The organism is Pantoea conspicua (genome assembly GCF_002095315.1).
In the GTDB taxonomy this organism is placed as follows: Bacteria; Pseudomonadota; Gammaproteobacteria; order Enterobacterales; family Enterobacteriaceae; genus Pantoea; species Pantoea conspicua.
This window is the reverse complement of the sequence record NZ_MLFN01000010.1, coordinates 26,386-40,373: the sequence shown is the minus strand read 5'-3', so window position 1 is coordinate 40,373 and position 13,988 is coordinate 26,386. Positions and strand designations below refer to the sequence as shown.

Annotated in this window: 16 protein-coding genes; 7 read left to right on the top strand and 9 right to left on the bottom strand. The window is 55.6% G+C overall.

The window, feature by feature from the left end:
- Window positions 1-23: 23 nt before the first annotated feature.
- Window positions 24-662 carry a bifunctional 4-hydroxy-2-oxoglutarate aldolase/2-dehydro-3-deoxy-phosphogluconate aldolase gene (locus HA41_RS05910; RefSeq protein ID WP_094119984.1) on the top strand — a complete coding sequence of 213 codons (639 nt, stop codon included), beginning with the start codon at window positions 24-26 and terminating at the stop codon, window positions 660-662.
- A 35-nt stretch (window positions 663-697) separates the two neighbouring features.
- Here the strand turns inward: HA41_RS05910 and purT are convergent, their stop codons facing one another.
- Complete coding sequence (gene purT, locus HA41_RS05905; protein WP_094120025.1) at window positions 698-1,876, bottom strand: formate-dependent phosphoribosylglycinamide formyltransferase; 1,179 nt, start codon at window positions 1,874-1,876, stop codon at window positions 698-700.
- Window positions 1,877-2,044: 168 nt separating this feature from the next.
- Here purT and HA41_RS05900 point away from each other — a divergent pair, with 168 nt between their 5' ends.
- Both HA41_RS05900 and HA41_RS05895 read left to right on the top strand, forming a co-directional pair.
- Window positions 2,045-2,701: a tellurite resistance TerB family protein gene (locus HA41_RS05900; protein ID WP_094119983.1), complete on the top strand. Its 657-nt coding sequence runs from the start codon at window positions 2,045-2,047 to the stop codon at window positions 2,699-2,701.
- Between the two features lie 114 nt (window positions 2,702-2,815).
- Window positions 2,816-4,879 carry a prolyl oligopeptidase family serine peptidase gene (locus HA41_RS05895; protein ID WP_094119982.1) on the top strand — a complete coding sequence of 688 codons (2,064 nt, stop codon included), beginning with the start codon at window positions 2,816-2,818 and terminating at the stop codon, window positions 4,877-4,879.
- Here the strand turns inward: HA41_RS05895 and exoX are convergent.
- Both exoX and HA41_RS05885 read right to left on the bottom strand, forming a co-directional pair.
- Window positions 4,873-5,541, bottom strand: coding sequence for an exodeoxyribonuclease X (gene exoX, locus HA41_RS05890; RefSeq protein WP_094120024.1), 669 nt, complete (start codon window positions 5,539-5,541; stop codon window positions 4,873-4,875). The genes HA41_RS05895 and exoX overlap by 7 nt on opposite strands.
- 2 nt (window positions 5,542-5,543) lie before the next feature.
- Complete coding sequence (locus tag HA41_RS05885; protein ID WP_094119981.1) at window positions 5,544-5,774, bottom strand: DNA polymerase III subunit theta; 231 nt, start codon at window positions 5,772-5,774, stop codon at window positions 5,544-5,546.
- 151 nt (window positions 5,775-5,925) lie between these two features.
- Here HA41_RS05885 and copC point away from each other — a divergent pair, with 151 nt between their 5' ends.
- The 4 genes from copC (at window position 5,926) to adhP (ending at window position 9,015) form a co-directional block, all read left to right on the top strand.
- Window positions 5,926-6,303 carry a copper homeostasis periplasmic binding protein CopC gene (gene copC / locus HA41_RS05880; protein WP_094119980.1) on the top strand — a complete coding sequence of 126 codons (378 nt, stop codon included), beginning with the start codon at window positions 5,926-5,928 and terminating at the stop codon, window positions 6,301-6,303.
- Between the two features lie 5 nt (window positions 6,304-6,308).
- Window positions 6,309-7,184 (top strand): copper homeostasis membrane protein CopD, encoded by an 876-nt coding sequence (gene copD / locus HA41_RS05875; RefSeq protein ID WP_143807263.1) that lies wholly within the window; start codon window positions 6,309-6,311, stop codon window positions 7,182-7,184.
- Window positions 7,185-7,215: 31 nt separating this feature from the next.
- Complete coding sequence (locus HA41_RS05870) at window positions 7,216-7,563, top strand: YebY family protein (RefSeq protein ID WP_094119979.1); 348 nt, start codon at window positions 7,216-7,218, stop codon at window positions 7,561-7,563.
- Between the two features lie 432 nt (window positions 7,564-7,995).
- Window positions 7,996-9,015, top strand: coding sequence for an alcohol dehydrogenase AdhP (gene adhP / locus HA41_RS05860; protein WP_094120022.1), 1,020 nt, complete (start codon window positions 7,996-7,998; stop codon window positions 9,013-9,015).
- A gap of 208 nt (window positions 9,016-9,223) precedes the next feature.
- Here the strand turns inward: adhP and HA41_RS05855 are convergent, their stop codons facing one another.
- From HA41_RS05855 to betA, 6 genes are all read right to left on the bottom strand, one after another.
- Window positions 9,224-9,409: a hypothetical protein gene (locus tag HA41_RS05855; RefSeq protein ID WP_094119978.1), complete on the bottom strand. Its 186-nt coding sequence runs from the start codon at window positions 9,407-9,409 to the stop codon at window positions 9,224-9,226.
- A 41-nt stretch (window positions 9,410-9,450) separates the two neighbouring features.
- Window positions 9,451-9,723, bottom strand: coding sequence for a hypothetical protein (locus HA41_RS05850; protein WP_094119977.1), 273 nt, complete (start codon window positions 9,721-9,723; stop codon window positions 9,451-9,453).
- Window positions 9,724-9,869: 146 nt separating this feature from the next.
- Entirely contained in the window at window positions 9,870-11,012 is a 1,143-nt protein-coding gene (locus HA41_RS05845) for an acyltransferase family protein (RefSeq protein ID WP_094119976.1), read from the bottom strand.
- A 196-nt stretch (window positions 11,013-11,208) separates the two neighbouring features.
- Window positions 11,209-11,538 (bottom strand): multidrug/spermidine efflux SMR transporter subunit MdtI, encoded by a 330-nt coding sequence (gene mdtI, locus HA41_RS05840; protein ID WP_094119975.1) that lies wholly within the window; start codon window positions 11,536-11,538, stop codon window positions 11,209-11,211.
- Window positions 11,525-11,875, bottom strand: a complete 351-nt coding sequence (mdtJ, locus tag HA41_RS05835) for a multidrug/spermidine efflux SMR transporter subunit MdtJ (protein WP_094119974.1) — start codon at window positions 11,873-11,875, stop codon at window positions 11,525-11,527. The genes mdtI and mdtJ overlap by 14 nt, the downstream gene beginning before the upstream one ends.
- A gap of 424 nt (window positions 11,876-12,299) precedes the next feature.
- Window positions 12,300-13,982: a choline dehydrogenase gene (betA, locus tag HA41_RS05830; protein WP_094119973.1), complete on the bottom strand. Its 1,683-nt coding sequence runs from the start codon at window positions 13,980-13,982 to the stop codon at window positions 12,300-12,302.
- Window positions 13,983-13,988: the final 6 nt, after the last annotated feature.

Here is a 13,988-nt window from a genome sequence, read left to right as displayed (position 1 = left end):
GTGTTATCAAGCAAGGGGAAGTGATGAAGAACTGGAAAACAAGTGCTGAACAGATTCTGACCACCGGACCGGTCGTGCCGGTGATCGTGGTGAACAAGCTGGAACATGCGGTCCCGATGGCGAAAGCGCTGGTCGCGGGTGGTGTCCGTGTGCTGGAAGTCACGCTGCGTACGCCGGTGGCAATGGATGCGCTGCGTGCGATGATTAAAGAAGTGCCGGAAGCGATTGTTGGCGCGGGTACGGTGATTAATCCTCAGCAACTGCAGGAAGTGACCGAGGCTGGCGCGCAGTTCATCATCAGCCCTGGCGTCACTGAGTCGTTACTGAAAGCCGCTGTTGAAGGCCCGGTTCCGTTGATTCCTGGCATCAGCACCGTTTCAGAACTGATGACCGGCATGGACTACGGCCTGCGTGAATTTAAATTCTTTCCAGCGGAAGCCAACGGCGGCGTGAAAGCGCTGCAGGCGATTGGCGGGCCTTTCCCACAGGTGCGTTTCTGCCCGACCGGCGGTATCTCTCCGGCCAACTACCGTGATTATCTGGCGCTGAAAAGCGTGCTGTGCATTGGCGGTTCGTGGCTGGTGCCTAACGATGCGCTGGAAGCGGGCGACTGGGATCGGATTACCCGACTGGCGCGTGAAGCGGTAGAAGGGGCGAAGTAAGTTCAGGCGGTGAGCACAGGCTCACCGCCTGTATCTTATCCCTCGACCGTCACCGCTGCCGCGCTGGCAACCGCACGTGCAATCGCCTGAGTGGTGGTGTCACCGCTGGCCAGCGCCACGCCCAGTCGGCGCTGACCGCTGATCTCTGGCTTGCCGAACAGACGGAGTTGCAGACCGGCACCCAACGCCGCCTCGACATTCACGAACTGCACATTCTGGCTGGTCAGCTGCGGCAGGATCACCGCCGAGGCAGCAGGGCCGTACTGGCGGATGCCGCCAATCGGCAGACCGAGGAAAGCACGGACGTGCAGCGCAAACTCCGACAGATCCTGTGAAATCAGCGTCACCATGCCGGTGTCATGTGGACGTGGCGACACTTCGCTGAAGATCACCTCATCACCGCAGACAAACAGCTCAACGCCAAACAGACCGTATCCGCCCAGCGCCTCAACCACCTGAGCCGCAATCGCCTGCGCCCGCTGCAGCGCCAGATCGCTCATCTGCTGGGGTTGCCAGGATTCACGGTAATCGCCATCTTCCTGACGATGGCCAATCGGTGCGCAGAAATGAATACCGTCTACCGCACTGATGGTCAGCAGGGTAATTTCAAAATCAAACGTGACGACACCTTCAACGATCACCCGACCGGCACCGGCGCGACCGCCTTGCTGTGCATATTCCCATGCGCTGTCCAGCTGGCTGGCATCACGGATAAAGCTCTGGCCCTTGCCGGAAGAGCTCATCACCGGTTTCACGATGCAGGGAAAGCCGATCTCTGCAGCGGCCTGATCGAAACGCGCTTTGCTGTCGGCGAAGCAGTAACGGGAGGTCGGCAGCGACAGCGCTTCGGCAGCCAGACGGCGAATGCCTTCGCGATTCATGGTCAGTTGTGCTGCACGGGCGGTCGGCACCACGCGCTGTCCCTGCTGCTCCAGCGCAACCAGTGTGTCGGTGGCGATGGCTTCGATTTCCGGCACCACGAAGTCAGGTTTTTCCTGCGCGATCAGCGCGGCCAGCGCCACACCATCCAGCATGTTAATTACATGACTGCGATGTGCCACCTGCATTGCCGGGGCATCCGCGTAGCGATCGACGGCAATCACTTCCACACCCAGACGCTGACACTCCAGCGCCACCTCTTTACCCAGTTCACCTGAACCCAATAGCATCACGCGCGTGGCCGAAGGGCGCAGCGCGGTTCCGAGAGTCGTCATAAATTCACCTAAGCAGTCACAAAATGCGCGCGCAGTATAAACGAAAACGATTGCGCACTCATCTTTCTTACCGAACGAACAGCTGTTTGCCTTACTTTTCCCGCTCTGACGTTTCCTGACATCTTTTTCGTCAGGATGACGGACTACCATCTTAAACAGGAGTGGATGATGAATAACTGGTTACAACAAATTCAGTCGGTACTGGCAAAGAAGGGCGGTGACAGCAAGTCTGGCGGTGGTTTAAGCGATATGCTGGCACCGGGCGCGTTGGGCGGCCTGGCGGGTATGCTGATTTCCAGTAAATCGTCGCGCAAACTGTTAACCAAATATGGCGGTAAAGCGCTGATCATTGGCGGTGGTGCTGCCGCTGGCGCGGTGCTGTGGAACAAATATAAGCAGCGGGTCAGCGAAGCGCACCAGAATGAACCTGACTTTGGCGCAGCACAGACGCCCATTGACCTGCGCGCCGAACGTCTGGTCACGGCGCTGGTCTTTGCCGCCAAAAGTGATGGTCACATCGACGATCAGGAACGGGCAGCAATTGAGCAGAATATTCATCAGTCCGGTTACGGTCAGGAGGCGGAACAGCTGATTCAGAAAGCGATGAACCGCCCACTCGATCCGCAGTGGCTGGCCGCCGACGTGAAGAATGAAGAGGAGGCGCTGGAGCTTTACTTCCTGAGCTGCGCCGCGATCGACGTCGATCATTTTATGGAACGCAGTTATCTGTCGGCGCTGGGCGATGCGCTTAAAATTCCGCAGGATGTCCGCGACGGTATTCAGCAGGATATCGTGGCTGAGAAGGCCCGTTTACCCGCCAGTTAATCCTGACTGGCCACCTCCGGTGGCCAGCTTGCTGTTTCCGTACCCGTTGATGCTTGGCTTCCTGCGCCTTTGGTGCCACGCTTACAAATCATTACTTTCACGGAGACGGATGTCATGAAAGCACCCATCGCAAAGAAAATACCGCATGAGATGACGCTGCATGGTGAAACGCGCGTCGATAATTACTACTGGCTACGCGACGACAAACGTGAAGATAACGAGGTCCTTGATTACCTGCGGGCTGAAAATAATTATGGCCGCAAAATCATGGCCTCTCAGCAACCGCTACAGGAGCGGGTACTCAAAGAGATCATCGATCGTCTGCCGCCGGAAGACCATTCGGTGCCCTATGTGAAGAACGGGTATCGTTATCAGAGTCGCTATCAGAGCGGCAATGAATATCCGGCTTATTATCGACAACCCGCCGACAGCGTGAAATCAGATGATTGGACCCTGCTGCTTGATGCCAATCAGCGTGCCTCGCACAGTGAGTTCTACACCATGGGCGCGCTGCACATCAGCCCGGATAACCAGGTGATGGCGCTGGCCGAGGATTTTCTGTCACGGCGGCAATATGGTATCCGCTTCCGCAATCTGCAGAGCGGCAGTTGGTACCCTGAAGTGCTAAGCAATGCCTCTTCCAGCTTTGCCTGGGGCAACGATTCCCGCACCGTTTACTATGTGCAGAAGCATCCGCAGACGCTGCTTTCTTATCAGGTCTGGCGGCATGAACTGGGAACGCCGCAGCGCGACGACCAGCTGGTGTATGAGGAGAAGGATGATACGTTTCACCTCAGCGTGCATAAAACCACGTCAAAACAGTTCATCCTGATCGCGCTGTTCAGCACCACCACCAGTGAAATTCAGCTGATCGACGCTAACTTTCCGGATGCGCTACCGCATGTATTCCTGCCGCGCCGCCGCGATCATGAGTACAGCATTGACCATTACGATCATCAGTTCTTTATCCGCTCGAACCGTGACGGCAAAAACTTCGGGCTTTATCGCACCCGTTATCTGCCTGAATCCCGCTGGGAGACGCTGATCCCGGCGCGGGATCACGTGGTGATGGAAGATTTCCAGCTGTTCCGTGACTGGCTGGTGGTGGAGGAGCGCCAGCGCGGGCTGACCAGCCTGCGGCAGATTAACTGGGCCAGCGGCGAAAACAGTGGCATCGCGTTTGACGATCCGACTTATGTTACCTGGCTGGCCTACAACCCGACGCCACGCACCAGTAAACTGCGATACGGCTACTCATCATTGACCACCCCGACCACGCTGTTTGAGCTGGATATGGATACCGGTGAACGTCGCATCCTGAAGCAGACGGCGGTAAAAGGCTTTAACGCGGACGACTACAAAAGCGAGCATCACTGGATCAAAGTCAGCGATGGCACCGAAGTGCCGGTTTCGCTGGTCTATAACCGTAAGTATTATCAACCGGGGCAGAATCCGATGCTGGTCTACGGCTACGGCGCTTATGGCAGCAGTATGGATGCCGATTTCAGCGTCAGCCGTCTGAGTCTGCTGGACCGCGGCTTTGTGTACGCGCTGGTTCAGGTTCGCGGCGGCGGTGAGTTAGGCCAGCAATGGTACGATGCGGGCCGCCTGCTGAATAAAATGAATAGCTTTACCGATTTTATCGACGTGACCAATGCGTTGGTAGCGCGTGGCATCGGGCATCCTGAACGGCTCTACGCGATGGGTGGCAGCGCCGGCGGGCTGCTGATGGGCGCGGTAATCAATATGGTACCACAGCGTTTCCACGGCGTGGTGGCGCAGGTGCCGTTTGTGGATGTGGTGACCACCATGCTCGATGAGTCGATCCCACTGACCACCGGCGAATATGACGAGTGGGGCAACCCCAGTCAGGCGGAGTTCTATCACTACATCCGCCAGTACAGCCCTTACGACAACATCGAAGCTAAAGCCTATCCCCATTTGCTGGTGACCACCGGCCTGCATGATTCGCAGGTGCAGTACTGGGAGCCGGCAAAATGGGTGGCGAAGCTAAGATCAATGAAAACCGATACTAACCTGTTGCTGCTCTGTACCGACATGGATGCCGGCCACGGCGGCAAGTCCGGTCGCTATAAAGCCTACGAAGGGGTGGCGATGGAGTACACCTTTATCCTCGGGCTGGCGCAGGGGACGCTACCCCCGGCCGGAGATTACTGAGCCTCGCTGAGGTATTTCCGTAGCGCCTGCCGTAATGGCGGGCGCAGATCGGCCACGTTATCCAGCATCCATTTCAGGTAGCCCGGATCTTTGCGGGCGATCACCGCAATCGCCTGGCCACGATACTTGCCGAACGGCAGAACATCGTCGCGCTGGGCCGCCGGTTGCGAGCGCACAATCATCTCGGATGCGCCCCAGCCTGAAGTCTCCATGATGCGTATTAACAGCGCGGCGGTGACATAACAGTCATAGAGCGCGCGGTGCGCATGCAGATCGGCGGGCGGCGTGACGTCCAGCTTCAGCGAATGCCGTAGTGCCTGATTGCCATATTTGATTCCCGGCCACAGCTGACGCGCCAGCTGCATGGTACAGATCCACTCACCGTACATCTCTGGCAGCATGCGACGATCGAAGCTGGCGTTATGCGCCACGTAGAAGGCGCTGCCGTGGTAGCGGGAAATCGCCTGTTCAATGGTCGGCTTGTCGGCCACCATCGCTTCGGTAATGCGATGCACCGCCATCGCCTGCCGACTGATAGGGCGGTCAGGCAGGATCAGATCGCTCATCGGGTTAACAATCTGGCCATTGATCACATCCACCGAGGCCACTTCCACCACGCCGCCCTGCAGGCCGCAGGTTTCGGTATCAATTACGCGTAACATCATTATTTCATCTTCGGTTCATAAGGCAGGCGCGACAGGCTGAGTGACGCCTGACGGTAGTGCATCAGACGCTGACGAAACCAGTCGCGTAGCGCCTCGGGCTGTTCCTGAGCGACCATCTCTGCCACCACCGGCATGTTATAGCGCTCTTTGAACGCCACGCCCGCTGCGGCCAAATCGACATTGATTTTGTCTTTCTCTTCCCGGGACAGCCGGGCAAGGTTATGACTCATAGTGTTCTCCTGATGATGTGGGGCAAAAGTAATGTTTTCCCCGGTCTGAATCAAGGGTTAAGGATCGCATCGCTGGCCTCGACACCATAAATAGAGCAGCGTATCCTTTCGCCACGTTTGTCGCTTCAACGGTTGTTAAAAGGATGATCTTATGCAGAAAAAAGTGGTTTCCCGCATGATCACTGCGCTGGCGGTTGTCGCTGGCCTGAGTTTCAGTCAGTTTGCGCTGGCCCATGCTCATCTTCAGTCATCAGACCCGGCGGCCAACGCGCAGGTGTCCTCTTCAGCGGATGCGCTGACGCTTGATTTTAGCGAAGATATTGAGGCGGCATTCAGCGGTGTGACCTTACTGGATGCGGCACAACAGCCGGTGGCGACCGGCAAAGTGCGTGTCGGGGCGAAACAGGCCAGTCATCTGATTGTTGATCTGAACCAGCCGCTTAAAGCTGGCGACTATCAGGTTAACTGGCATGTGCTGTCGGTTGACGGGCACAAAACCTCAGGAAGCTACCACTTCAGCGTGAAATAAACGTGGTGGAAACCCTCTGGGTGAGTCTGCGCTGGCTGCATTTTGCCGCCCTGATGCTGCTGACCGCGAGCGCAGGTTACTGTGCGCTACTGGCACCGGCACGCTACCGTCCACGGCTGGCGATGGGCTTAAATCCCTTATTGCAGTGGAGCACGTGGCTGGCGCTGCTGAGCGCACTGACAATGCTGGCCTGCCAGAACGTATTAATGAGCGGCGACAGCGCCAACCTGGCCGAGGGTGCCATCTGGCTGGCGGTGCTGGGTACCCGCTTTGGCGCCGTATGGCAGTGGGAGATACTGTTCAGCGTCCTGGCCGTTGCAGGGCTATGGCTGAAGGGACGGCTGCAGGCGCAGACACTGCTGCTGGCGGGCGTGTTACAACTGGTCGCTCTGGCCTTAACCGGACACGCGGCGATGCGGGAGGGCTGGTCGGGCCTGCTACATCAGATCAATCAGGCGTTGCATCTGATTGCTGCAGCGTTCTGGGCCGGTGGTTTGTTACCGTTGCTGCTGTTGATGCGCGAGGCGCGCCAGATCGAGTGCCGTACTGATGCTATCCATACCATGATGCGTTTTTCCCGTTATGGTCATCTGGCCGTCGCGTTAACGCTGCTGACTGGCGTGAGTAACAGTCTGATGATCCTCGGCTGGCCGCCGACATGGCCTGATTCACCTTATGTGACATTACTGCTGTGGAAGGTGTTGCTGGTGGCGTTAATGGTGCTGGTAGCGCTGATCAATCGTTACTGGCTGGTGCCACGCTTTCGTCTGGCGGGCAGTAGGACGCAGCAAAAATTTATCCGCATGACCCAGCTGGAACTGTTGCTGGCGTGTGGCGTGGTTGGGCTGGTCAGCGTTTTTGCCACGCTGTCGCCGGCCTGAATATTATTTAAGAAATGTGTAAAGGTAAGTTATGTTGCTGAAGAAAGTGATTCCCGCAGTCCTGTTGTTATCCGTATGCGGCCAGGCGCTGGCGGCGCAGATCATTACCGTCAGCCGCTTTGAAATCGGTAAAGACAAATGGCCGTTCAACCGTGAAGAGGTGATGCTGACCTGCGAAAAAGACGGTTCGCTATTTGCCATTAACCCCAGCACCCTGATGCAGTATCCGCTGAATGACAAGGCTGAGCAGCTGTTTAAAAATAAACAGGTGAAAGCGCAGCCGATCAGTGTGATTCAGAGCGAAGACAAAGCCAATCCGGGCCATATGATGAGCCTGCAGCCGATTGTTGAGCGCACCCAGGCGCTGTGCGGTAAATAAACCCGCCGGGTACAGCGCCACGCTGTACCCCAATTCTACTGTTTTCTGCCGTTGCGATCACAAACTGTTCCAGATTCCGGCCTCCAGCCTCGTGCTGGCTGGCAAATCCTGCACGCTGATCTAATCTTAAATTGCAAGGCGACACCGCCTGCAAGAATGCCAACTTTTAGCGCACGGCTCCCTGAGAGCCATTTCCCTGGACCGAATATAGGAATCGTATTCGGTCTTTTTTTGTTTAGTACCTGACCTTTCTCAATGTCAATTAAATCAATAAGTTGATCCCCACTCCATCGCCCTTTTTTCCACTCTGCTGGAGCCTGTACCGCCTTAATCCAGAGAAAATTCACCTGCCACCACGCTCATTCCGCCAGTAAACTTGTTATCGCTCGCGTCTGGCTTATCCTTACAGCTCAATCAAAGGGAGGTATGTTTATGAAAGCTGCAATTGCTAACAGTGAGCACCAGGTTGATGTTGTAGAGAAAACTCTGCGCCCGCTGAAGAACGGTGAGGCACGGCTGCGGATGGAGTGCTGCGGAGTTTGCCATACCGATCTGCATGTGAAGAACGGTGACTTTGGCGATAAAACAGGCGTGACCCTCGGACATGAAGGTATCGGCATCGTGGAGGAAGTGGCACCTGATGTCACCTCGCTCAAGCCTGGCGATCGCGCCAGCGTGGCGTGGTTCTTCAAGGGATGCGGCCACTGCGAATACTGTAACGCGGGTAACGAAACACTCTGTCGCGATGTGGTGAATGCCGGTTATACCGTTGACGGTGGCATGGCTGAAGAGTGTATCGTGGTGGCGGATTATTCGGTCAAAGTACCGGAAGGGCTCGACCCCTATGCGGCCAGCAGCGTGACCTGCGCTGGCGTCACCACCTATAAAGCGGTGAAGGTGTCAGAAGTAAAACCCGGTCAATGGATTGCTATTTACGGACTCGGCGGACTGGGCAATCTCGCACTGCAATACGCGAAGAATGTCTTCAACGCCAAAGTTATCGCCGTGGATATCAGCGAGGGTCAGCTTGAACTGGCGAAACAGATGGGGGCCGATCTGGTGGTCAACTCTGCCACTCAGGATGCGGCTGCGGTTATTCAGGAAAAAACCGGTGGCGCGCACGCGGCGGTCGTTACCGCTGTCGCTAAAGCGGCGTTTAACTCAGCTGTTGACGCGGTCCGGGCTGGTGGCCGGGTTGTCGCTGTCGGGCTGCCGCCTGAAGAGATGAGCCTGAATATTCCGCGACTGGTGCTGGACGGTATTCAGGTAGTCGGCTCGCTGGTCGGAACCCGTAACGATCTGGCTGAGGCTTCCCAGTTTGCTGCAGAAGGAAAGGTGGTGCCTAAAGTCACCAAACGGAAGATCGGTGAAATTAATACCATCTTCGATGAGATGATTCAGGGAACCATCCGCGGCAGGATGGTGATCGATTTTACCGGCCAGTCTGCCTGACAGCTGAACGCCCGAATCTGTAGCCCGCGCCATGCGGGCTTTTTTACGCCTCAGGACCGCCATAAGTGGATGCCAGCAAAGGAAGAAAGTATCAGGAAGGCGTCAACTGCGGGCTGATTCTGCCACTAAAACAGAAGTGCAGGTCGGGGCATCTGCTGAACGATAAGAGTAAAACCCCGCCGTAGCGAGGTTAATGCGTCAGGCTGACTTACACCAGGCTGACCGAGAGCAGAGTAATCTCTGCGGTTTGCAGCGACATGTTTTTCTTAATCTCAAACATATAGGCTTCCAGCGCCTCTTCGACATCCTGGCCTTCAATGAAAGCATGGGCGGTAACATGATCTTCGCCTTTCGGCTTTATCACATAAGAAACGAACCACTTCTTATTCTGCATAATCACCTTCCTTCTCTGTATTAAATCATTTTCAACGCGACTCACGATGCTGGCTCGTCAATCGGGGCGGGATGGAGCAGGTCAATCACATCATCTATCTCATTGCTGGCTGCGTGGCGATCAAGCGCGACGGCATAATAGCGGCCTTTACAGTAGTGCCGCGTCACGGCAACCCGATGACCGGTATCACCATTAGCCTCACCGCCGGTAACCGTTCGCAGATGCGGCGGGATCACCAGCTCCTTTTCGAGTTCATCAGCTTCGATGATCAGATGACCACCGTCGCTGGAAAGTAGCAGATGCTGAACGCTCATTGTCTCTCCTCTGTTGATCTCATGGGGTACCGGAAAAGTGTAGCGCAAGGCTGTCAGGGCGCAGTGGATGCGGCAGAGGCTTTTGCTGACCGATAAAAAAAGCCCCGCTGGCGGGGCCTGATGCAGAGCAAGACACAGCGCTGAGATCAGCCAGCCTGACTGGCCAGTTTTGGTTTTAGTACCCGTTTGCCGATCTGGATACCTGGTTTCTCGACATATTTATACAGCAGCGACGCCAGCGCATAGGTGACCGGAATAGCGGTAACGCAGACGATCAGGAAGCGCACCAGGTCGCTTTTGAATTCGATGTCGGTATGGTTAAGCAGCAGGGCGATCAGCGGGATCACAATCAGCAGATGCAGCAGGTAAACCGAAAACGATACGTCGCCCAGCCAGGTGCTCAGGCGGTTATTCAGCAATTTACGCGGCAGCATAATCAGTCGTGCCATCATGCTGTTCTCCTGATACTGCCACAAAATAGCGGTCATCCCGATAATCATCAGCGCTTCCATAATTACCTGCAGCTTAATTGCCTCCAGGCCAATCGCCACGCTGGCGACCGGGCCCAGCAGCGCATAGGCGACGTAAAGCAGGGATTTACGGCGAATCGCTTCGGCCAGCAGCATTCCCGACAGGAACATGTTGAGCTTAATCAGGATCATCGACGGCATCTCAAAGGCTTCGTAGTAATCCGCCAGCAGATAACGTCCGGCGCAACACAGCGCCATAATGCCAATCAGTGAAGCCGCATAGCCAAAACGCAGCGTCACCAGCATGATGAACGGGAACAGCAGATAGAACTGCATCTCCAGACCAATGCTCCAGTCCGGCAGCACAGTATTGAAGCCATATTCAGGCAACAGGCCAAACAGAAAGCTGAAGTGGGTGAGAATATTGGTCAGTGACTGATCGGTGTATCGGGATGATTCGGTCGCGGTCCCTGAGTAGAAATGGGCAATGGTGTCGCGCATCTCACCGAACCAGGGGCCGTAAATCAGGGCGATGATTAACAACAGGTAATAGAGCGGGGCGATACGGAAAAAACGACGAATCCAGAATTTTTTAATGGTTTCAGCGCGCTGCCACGGCTCTTTTTGCTGGCGCTCAACGTAGTTTTTCGCCATCAGATAACCGGAGAGCAGAATAAACAGATCGACCCCGATGCCGGGAGATGAAATCAGCGTGATATGGCAATGTACCAGCAGACTGATATGGCCGACCAGCACCCACAGAGAGGCAATACCGCGCAACCCCTCCAGTTCCGTTGACCATCCTCTTGTTGCAGACATGAAACTTCCTCGTTTTCCGTTTTACCCATCTTTGGGCGCTCACTTAGCCTTATGGTTGCGCTTAAGTAAACGGGGCGGCAACAAAGTGGGAACATTCTGAGCACGTTTCAGCAGTAAAAATCAGGAGGAACAGGCAAGAAAATGCTGCGGGTTAACAGCCTGCCGTCAACCCGCGCAAATCATCTGTCGGAGTCCATCAGGCCAGCTTTAACAGGATCATACCGGCCAGTAGCAGGGTTAATCCGGCCCAGCCTTTCCTGTTGAGACGCTGGCCAAATAACACCCAGCCGGCCGCGACAGTGGCAATAATCCCAAAACCACCCCAGACCGCATAGGCCACCGATAATTCGATGCCTTTCACCGCTTGTGCCAGCGCACTAAAGGCCAGCAATACCGACGCCAGTGAAAGCGCACCAATCAGAGGTTTCTTAAAACCATTGGAGTATTTAAGGAAGATGTTAGCGGCAATTTCCAGCACGACCGCCAGCGCGAGCCAGGCGGGATGAATCAGATCAGCGATAACCATGACTCACCTCCGGCGTGGTCAGGGTGCCGGTTTTGATCAGCACAATGCCCGCTATCAGCGTCACCAGGCCACAGAGTTTCAGCAGGGTCAGGGTTTCGCCAAACAGCTGCACGCTGAACAAAGTAATCAGCATAATGCCAATCCCTTCCCACAGCGCGTAAGCCACCCCCAACGCGATGCGTTTGATGGCAAAGCTCAGCAAAATATAGGAACAGGCAATCATGCCCAGCAGCATCAGGTAGCCCGACTGGCTGCCGCTCAGGCTGGACCATTTCATAAACAGGGTGCCGATAATTTCAGTAACAATAGCGAGTGATAATAAGATCCATGCACGCATGGGCTTCTCCAGCAACGATAGCCATTCCTGCTATCACACGAGGTGTCAGCAGACTCAGAATTCAGTCGAAGTGGAAAGGGGACTACAGGGCGCTGCGCCAGTGCTGATCGGCGGCGTTCCAGCCAGAGAGGAAAGCGGTGATTTTGACAGGGATTGAAATGAACATTCTGCTCATAATATTAACGACGCATCCACATTGTTGCTTCTCATCAGTGGACGAAATATGCCTCCGGTATTAAACACGCCAGATTTATAGCATTTTGCTCAACAGGTAATCAACAGCAGAATATGCTTCGTTTTGGATTCGTTCAGGTCTGACACATTGGAAAGTAAGAGTAATAAGGAGGGTTGTATTGGTCAGGGGAGAATATAAAACAGCCGGGCAACCCAGTGCCCGGCTGTATTTACGTGACAACGTCACTGATTACTTTGCGCGTTGTGGTACCGTACGCACCGGCGCATCACCTGCCACATAATAGCGGGCGGTGCTGCGTGGCAGGGGCTCGCGACCACGGATAATATCGGCAATCTTCTCACCAATCATGATAGTGGTGGCGTTGAGATTTCCGGTGATGATCAATGGCATGATGGACGCATCGACCACGCGTAAACCTTTCAGACCATGCACTTTGCCTTCACCATCCACCACGGACATTTCGTCGTGACCCATTTTACAGGTGCCGCACGGGTGATAAGCGGTTTCACCATGGTTACGCACAAACTCATCCAGCTGCTCATCAGTCTGGCACTCCAGCCCGGGACTGATTTCACGTCCGCGGTATTTATCCAGCGCAGGCTGGTTAATGATCTCACGGGTAATACGAATCGCGTCACGGAACTCGTGCCAGTCCTGCTCATGCGACATGTAGTTGAACAGAATAGCCGGATGACGGCGCGGATCGCGTGACTTCAGGCGGACGTGTCCACGGCTCGGTGAACGCATTGAGCCGACGTGACACTGGAAACCGTGTGCATCAACCGCATTCGAACCGTTGTAGTTAATCGCCACCGGCAGGAAGTGGTACTGAATATTCGGCCAGCTGAACTCTTCACGGCTGCGGATAAAACCGCCCGCTTCAAACTGGTTGCTGGCGCCAGTTCCGCTGCCATTGAACATCCACTCGGCACCGATTTTCGGCTGGTTCCACCATTTCAGCGCCGGATAGAGTGATACCGGCTCTTTGCATTCATATTGCAGATACATTTCCAGATGGTCCTGCAGGTTTTCACCCACGCCTGGCAGATCCTGTACCAGCGGGATATCGAACTGCTTCAGCAGGTCGGGCGAACCGACGCCGGAACGCTGCAGGATTTGCGGCGAAGCGATGGCACCGGCGCACAACAGCACTTCGCGACGCGCGGTCACCTTGAGGATGCTGTTGCTGTCACCCTGCAGGTACTCCACGCCGACTGCTTGTTTGCCGTCGAACACAATCCGATCAGTAGTGGCATGGGTAATAATTTTCAGGTTTGGCCGGCCTTTTGCCTGATCAAGGTAGCCGCGCGCAGTGCTGGAACGGCGTCCCTGCGGTGTCACGGTGCGATCCATCGGACCAAAACCTTCCTGCTGAAAACCGTTGAGGTCGTCGGTGCGCGGATAACCCGCCTGCACGCCGGCTTCGATCATCGCTTCAAACAGCACGTTATTGCCCGCTTTTGGCGTCGCCACGCAGACCGGGCCGTCACCGCCGTGGAAGTCATTCGGGCCGATATCGCGGGTTTCCGCTTTACGGTAGTAGGGCAGGCAGTCGGGATAGCTCCAGTGCTCCAGACCCGGTGCGGTGGCCCAGTTATCCAGATCCATCGCGTTACCGCGGATGTAACACATACCGTTAATCAGCGACGAACCACCCAGACCTTTGCCGCGACCACACTCCATGCGGCGATTGTTCATGTAAGGCTCTGGCTCGGTTTCGTACGCCCAGTTATAACGTTTTCCCTGCAAGGGATAGGCCAGCGCCGCGGGCATCTGGGTCCTGAAATCAAATCGATAATCCGGGCCGCCCGCTTCCAGCAACAGCACATTTACGCTGCTGTCCTCGGTCAGACGGGTGGCCAAAACGTTCCCTGCGGATCCGGCTCCAATAATGATGTAATCAAATTCCATTCATCG

Coding starts and splice junctions, on each gene's coding strand:
- mdtI (WP_094119975.1), bottom strand. CDS start 11,538: ATGGTTATCGCTGATCTGATTCATCCCGCCTGGCTCGCGCTGGCGGTC.
- HA41_RS05885 (WP_094119981.1), bottom strand. CDS start 5,774: ATGAGTCATAACCTTGCCCGGCTGTCCCGGGAAGAGAAAGACAAAATC.
- HA41_RS05895 (WP_094119982.1), top strand. CDS start 2,816: ATGAAAGCACCCATCGCAAAGAAAATACCGCATGAGATGACGCTGCAT.
- copC (WP_094119980.1), top strand. CDS start 5,926: ATGCAGAAAAAAGTGGTTTCCCGCATGATCACTGCGCTGGCGGTTGTC.
- purT (WP_094120025.1), bottom strand. CDS start 1,876: ATGACGACTCTCGGAACCGCGCTGCGCCCTTCGGCCACGCGCGTGATG.
- betA (WP_094119973.1), bottom strand. CDS start 13,982: ATGGAATTTGATTACATCATTATTGGAGCCGGATCCGCAGGGAACGTT.
- HA41_RS05855 (WP_094119978.1), bottom strand. CDS start 9,409: ATGCAGAATAAGAAGTGGTTCGTTTCTTATGTGATAAAGCCGAAAGGC.
- HA41_RS05900 (WP_094119983.1), top strand. CDS start 2,045: ATGAATAACTGGTTACAACAAATTCAGTCGGTACTGGCAAAGAAGGGC.
- HA41_RS05910 (WP_094119984.1), top strand. CDS start 24: ATGAAGAACTGGAAAACAAGTGCTGAACAGATTCTGACCACCGGACCG.
- HA41_RS05870 (WP_094119979.1), top strand. CDS start 7,216: ATGTTGCTGAAGAAAGTGATTCCCGCAGTCCTGTTGTTATCCGTATGC.
- HA41_RS05845 (WP_094119976.1), bottom strand. CDS start 11,012: ATGTCTGCAACAAGAGGATGGTCAACGGAACTGGAGGGGTTGCGCGGT.
- mdtJ (WP_094119974.1), bottom strand. CDS start 11,875: ATGCGTGCATGGATCTTATTATCACTCGCTATTGTTACTGAAATTATC.
- HA41_RS05850 (WP_094119977.1), bottom strand. CDS start 9,723: ATGAGCGTTCAGCATCTGCTACTTTCCAGCGACGGTGGTCATCTGATC.
- adhP (WP_094120022.1), top strand. CDS start 7,996: ATGAAAGCTGCAATTGCTAACAGTGAGCACCAGGTTGATGTTGTAGAG.
- exoX (WP_094120024.1), bottom strand. CDS start 5,541: ATGTTACGCGTAATTGATACCGAAACCTGCGGCCTGCAGGGCGGCGTG.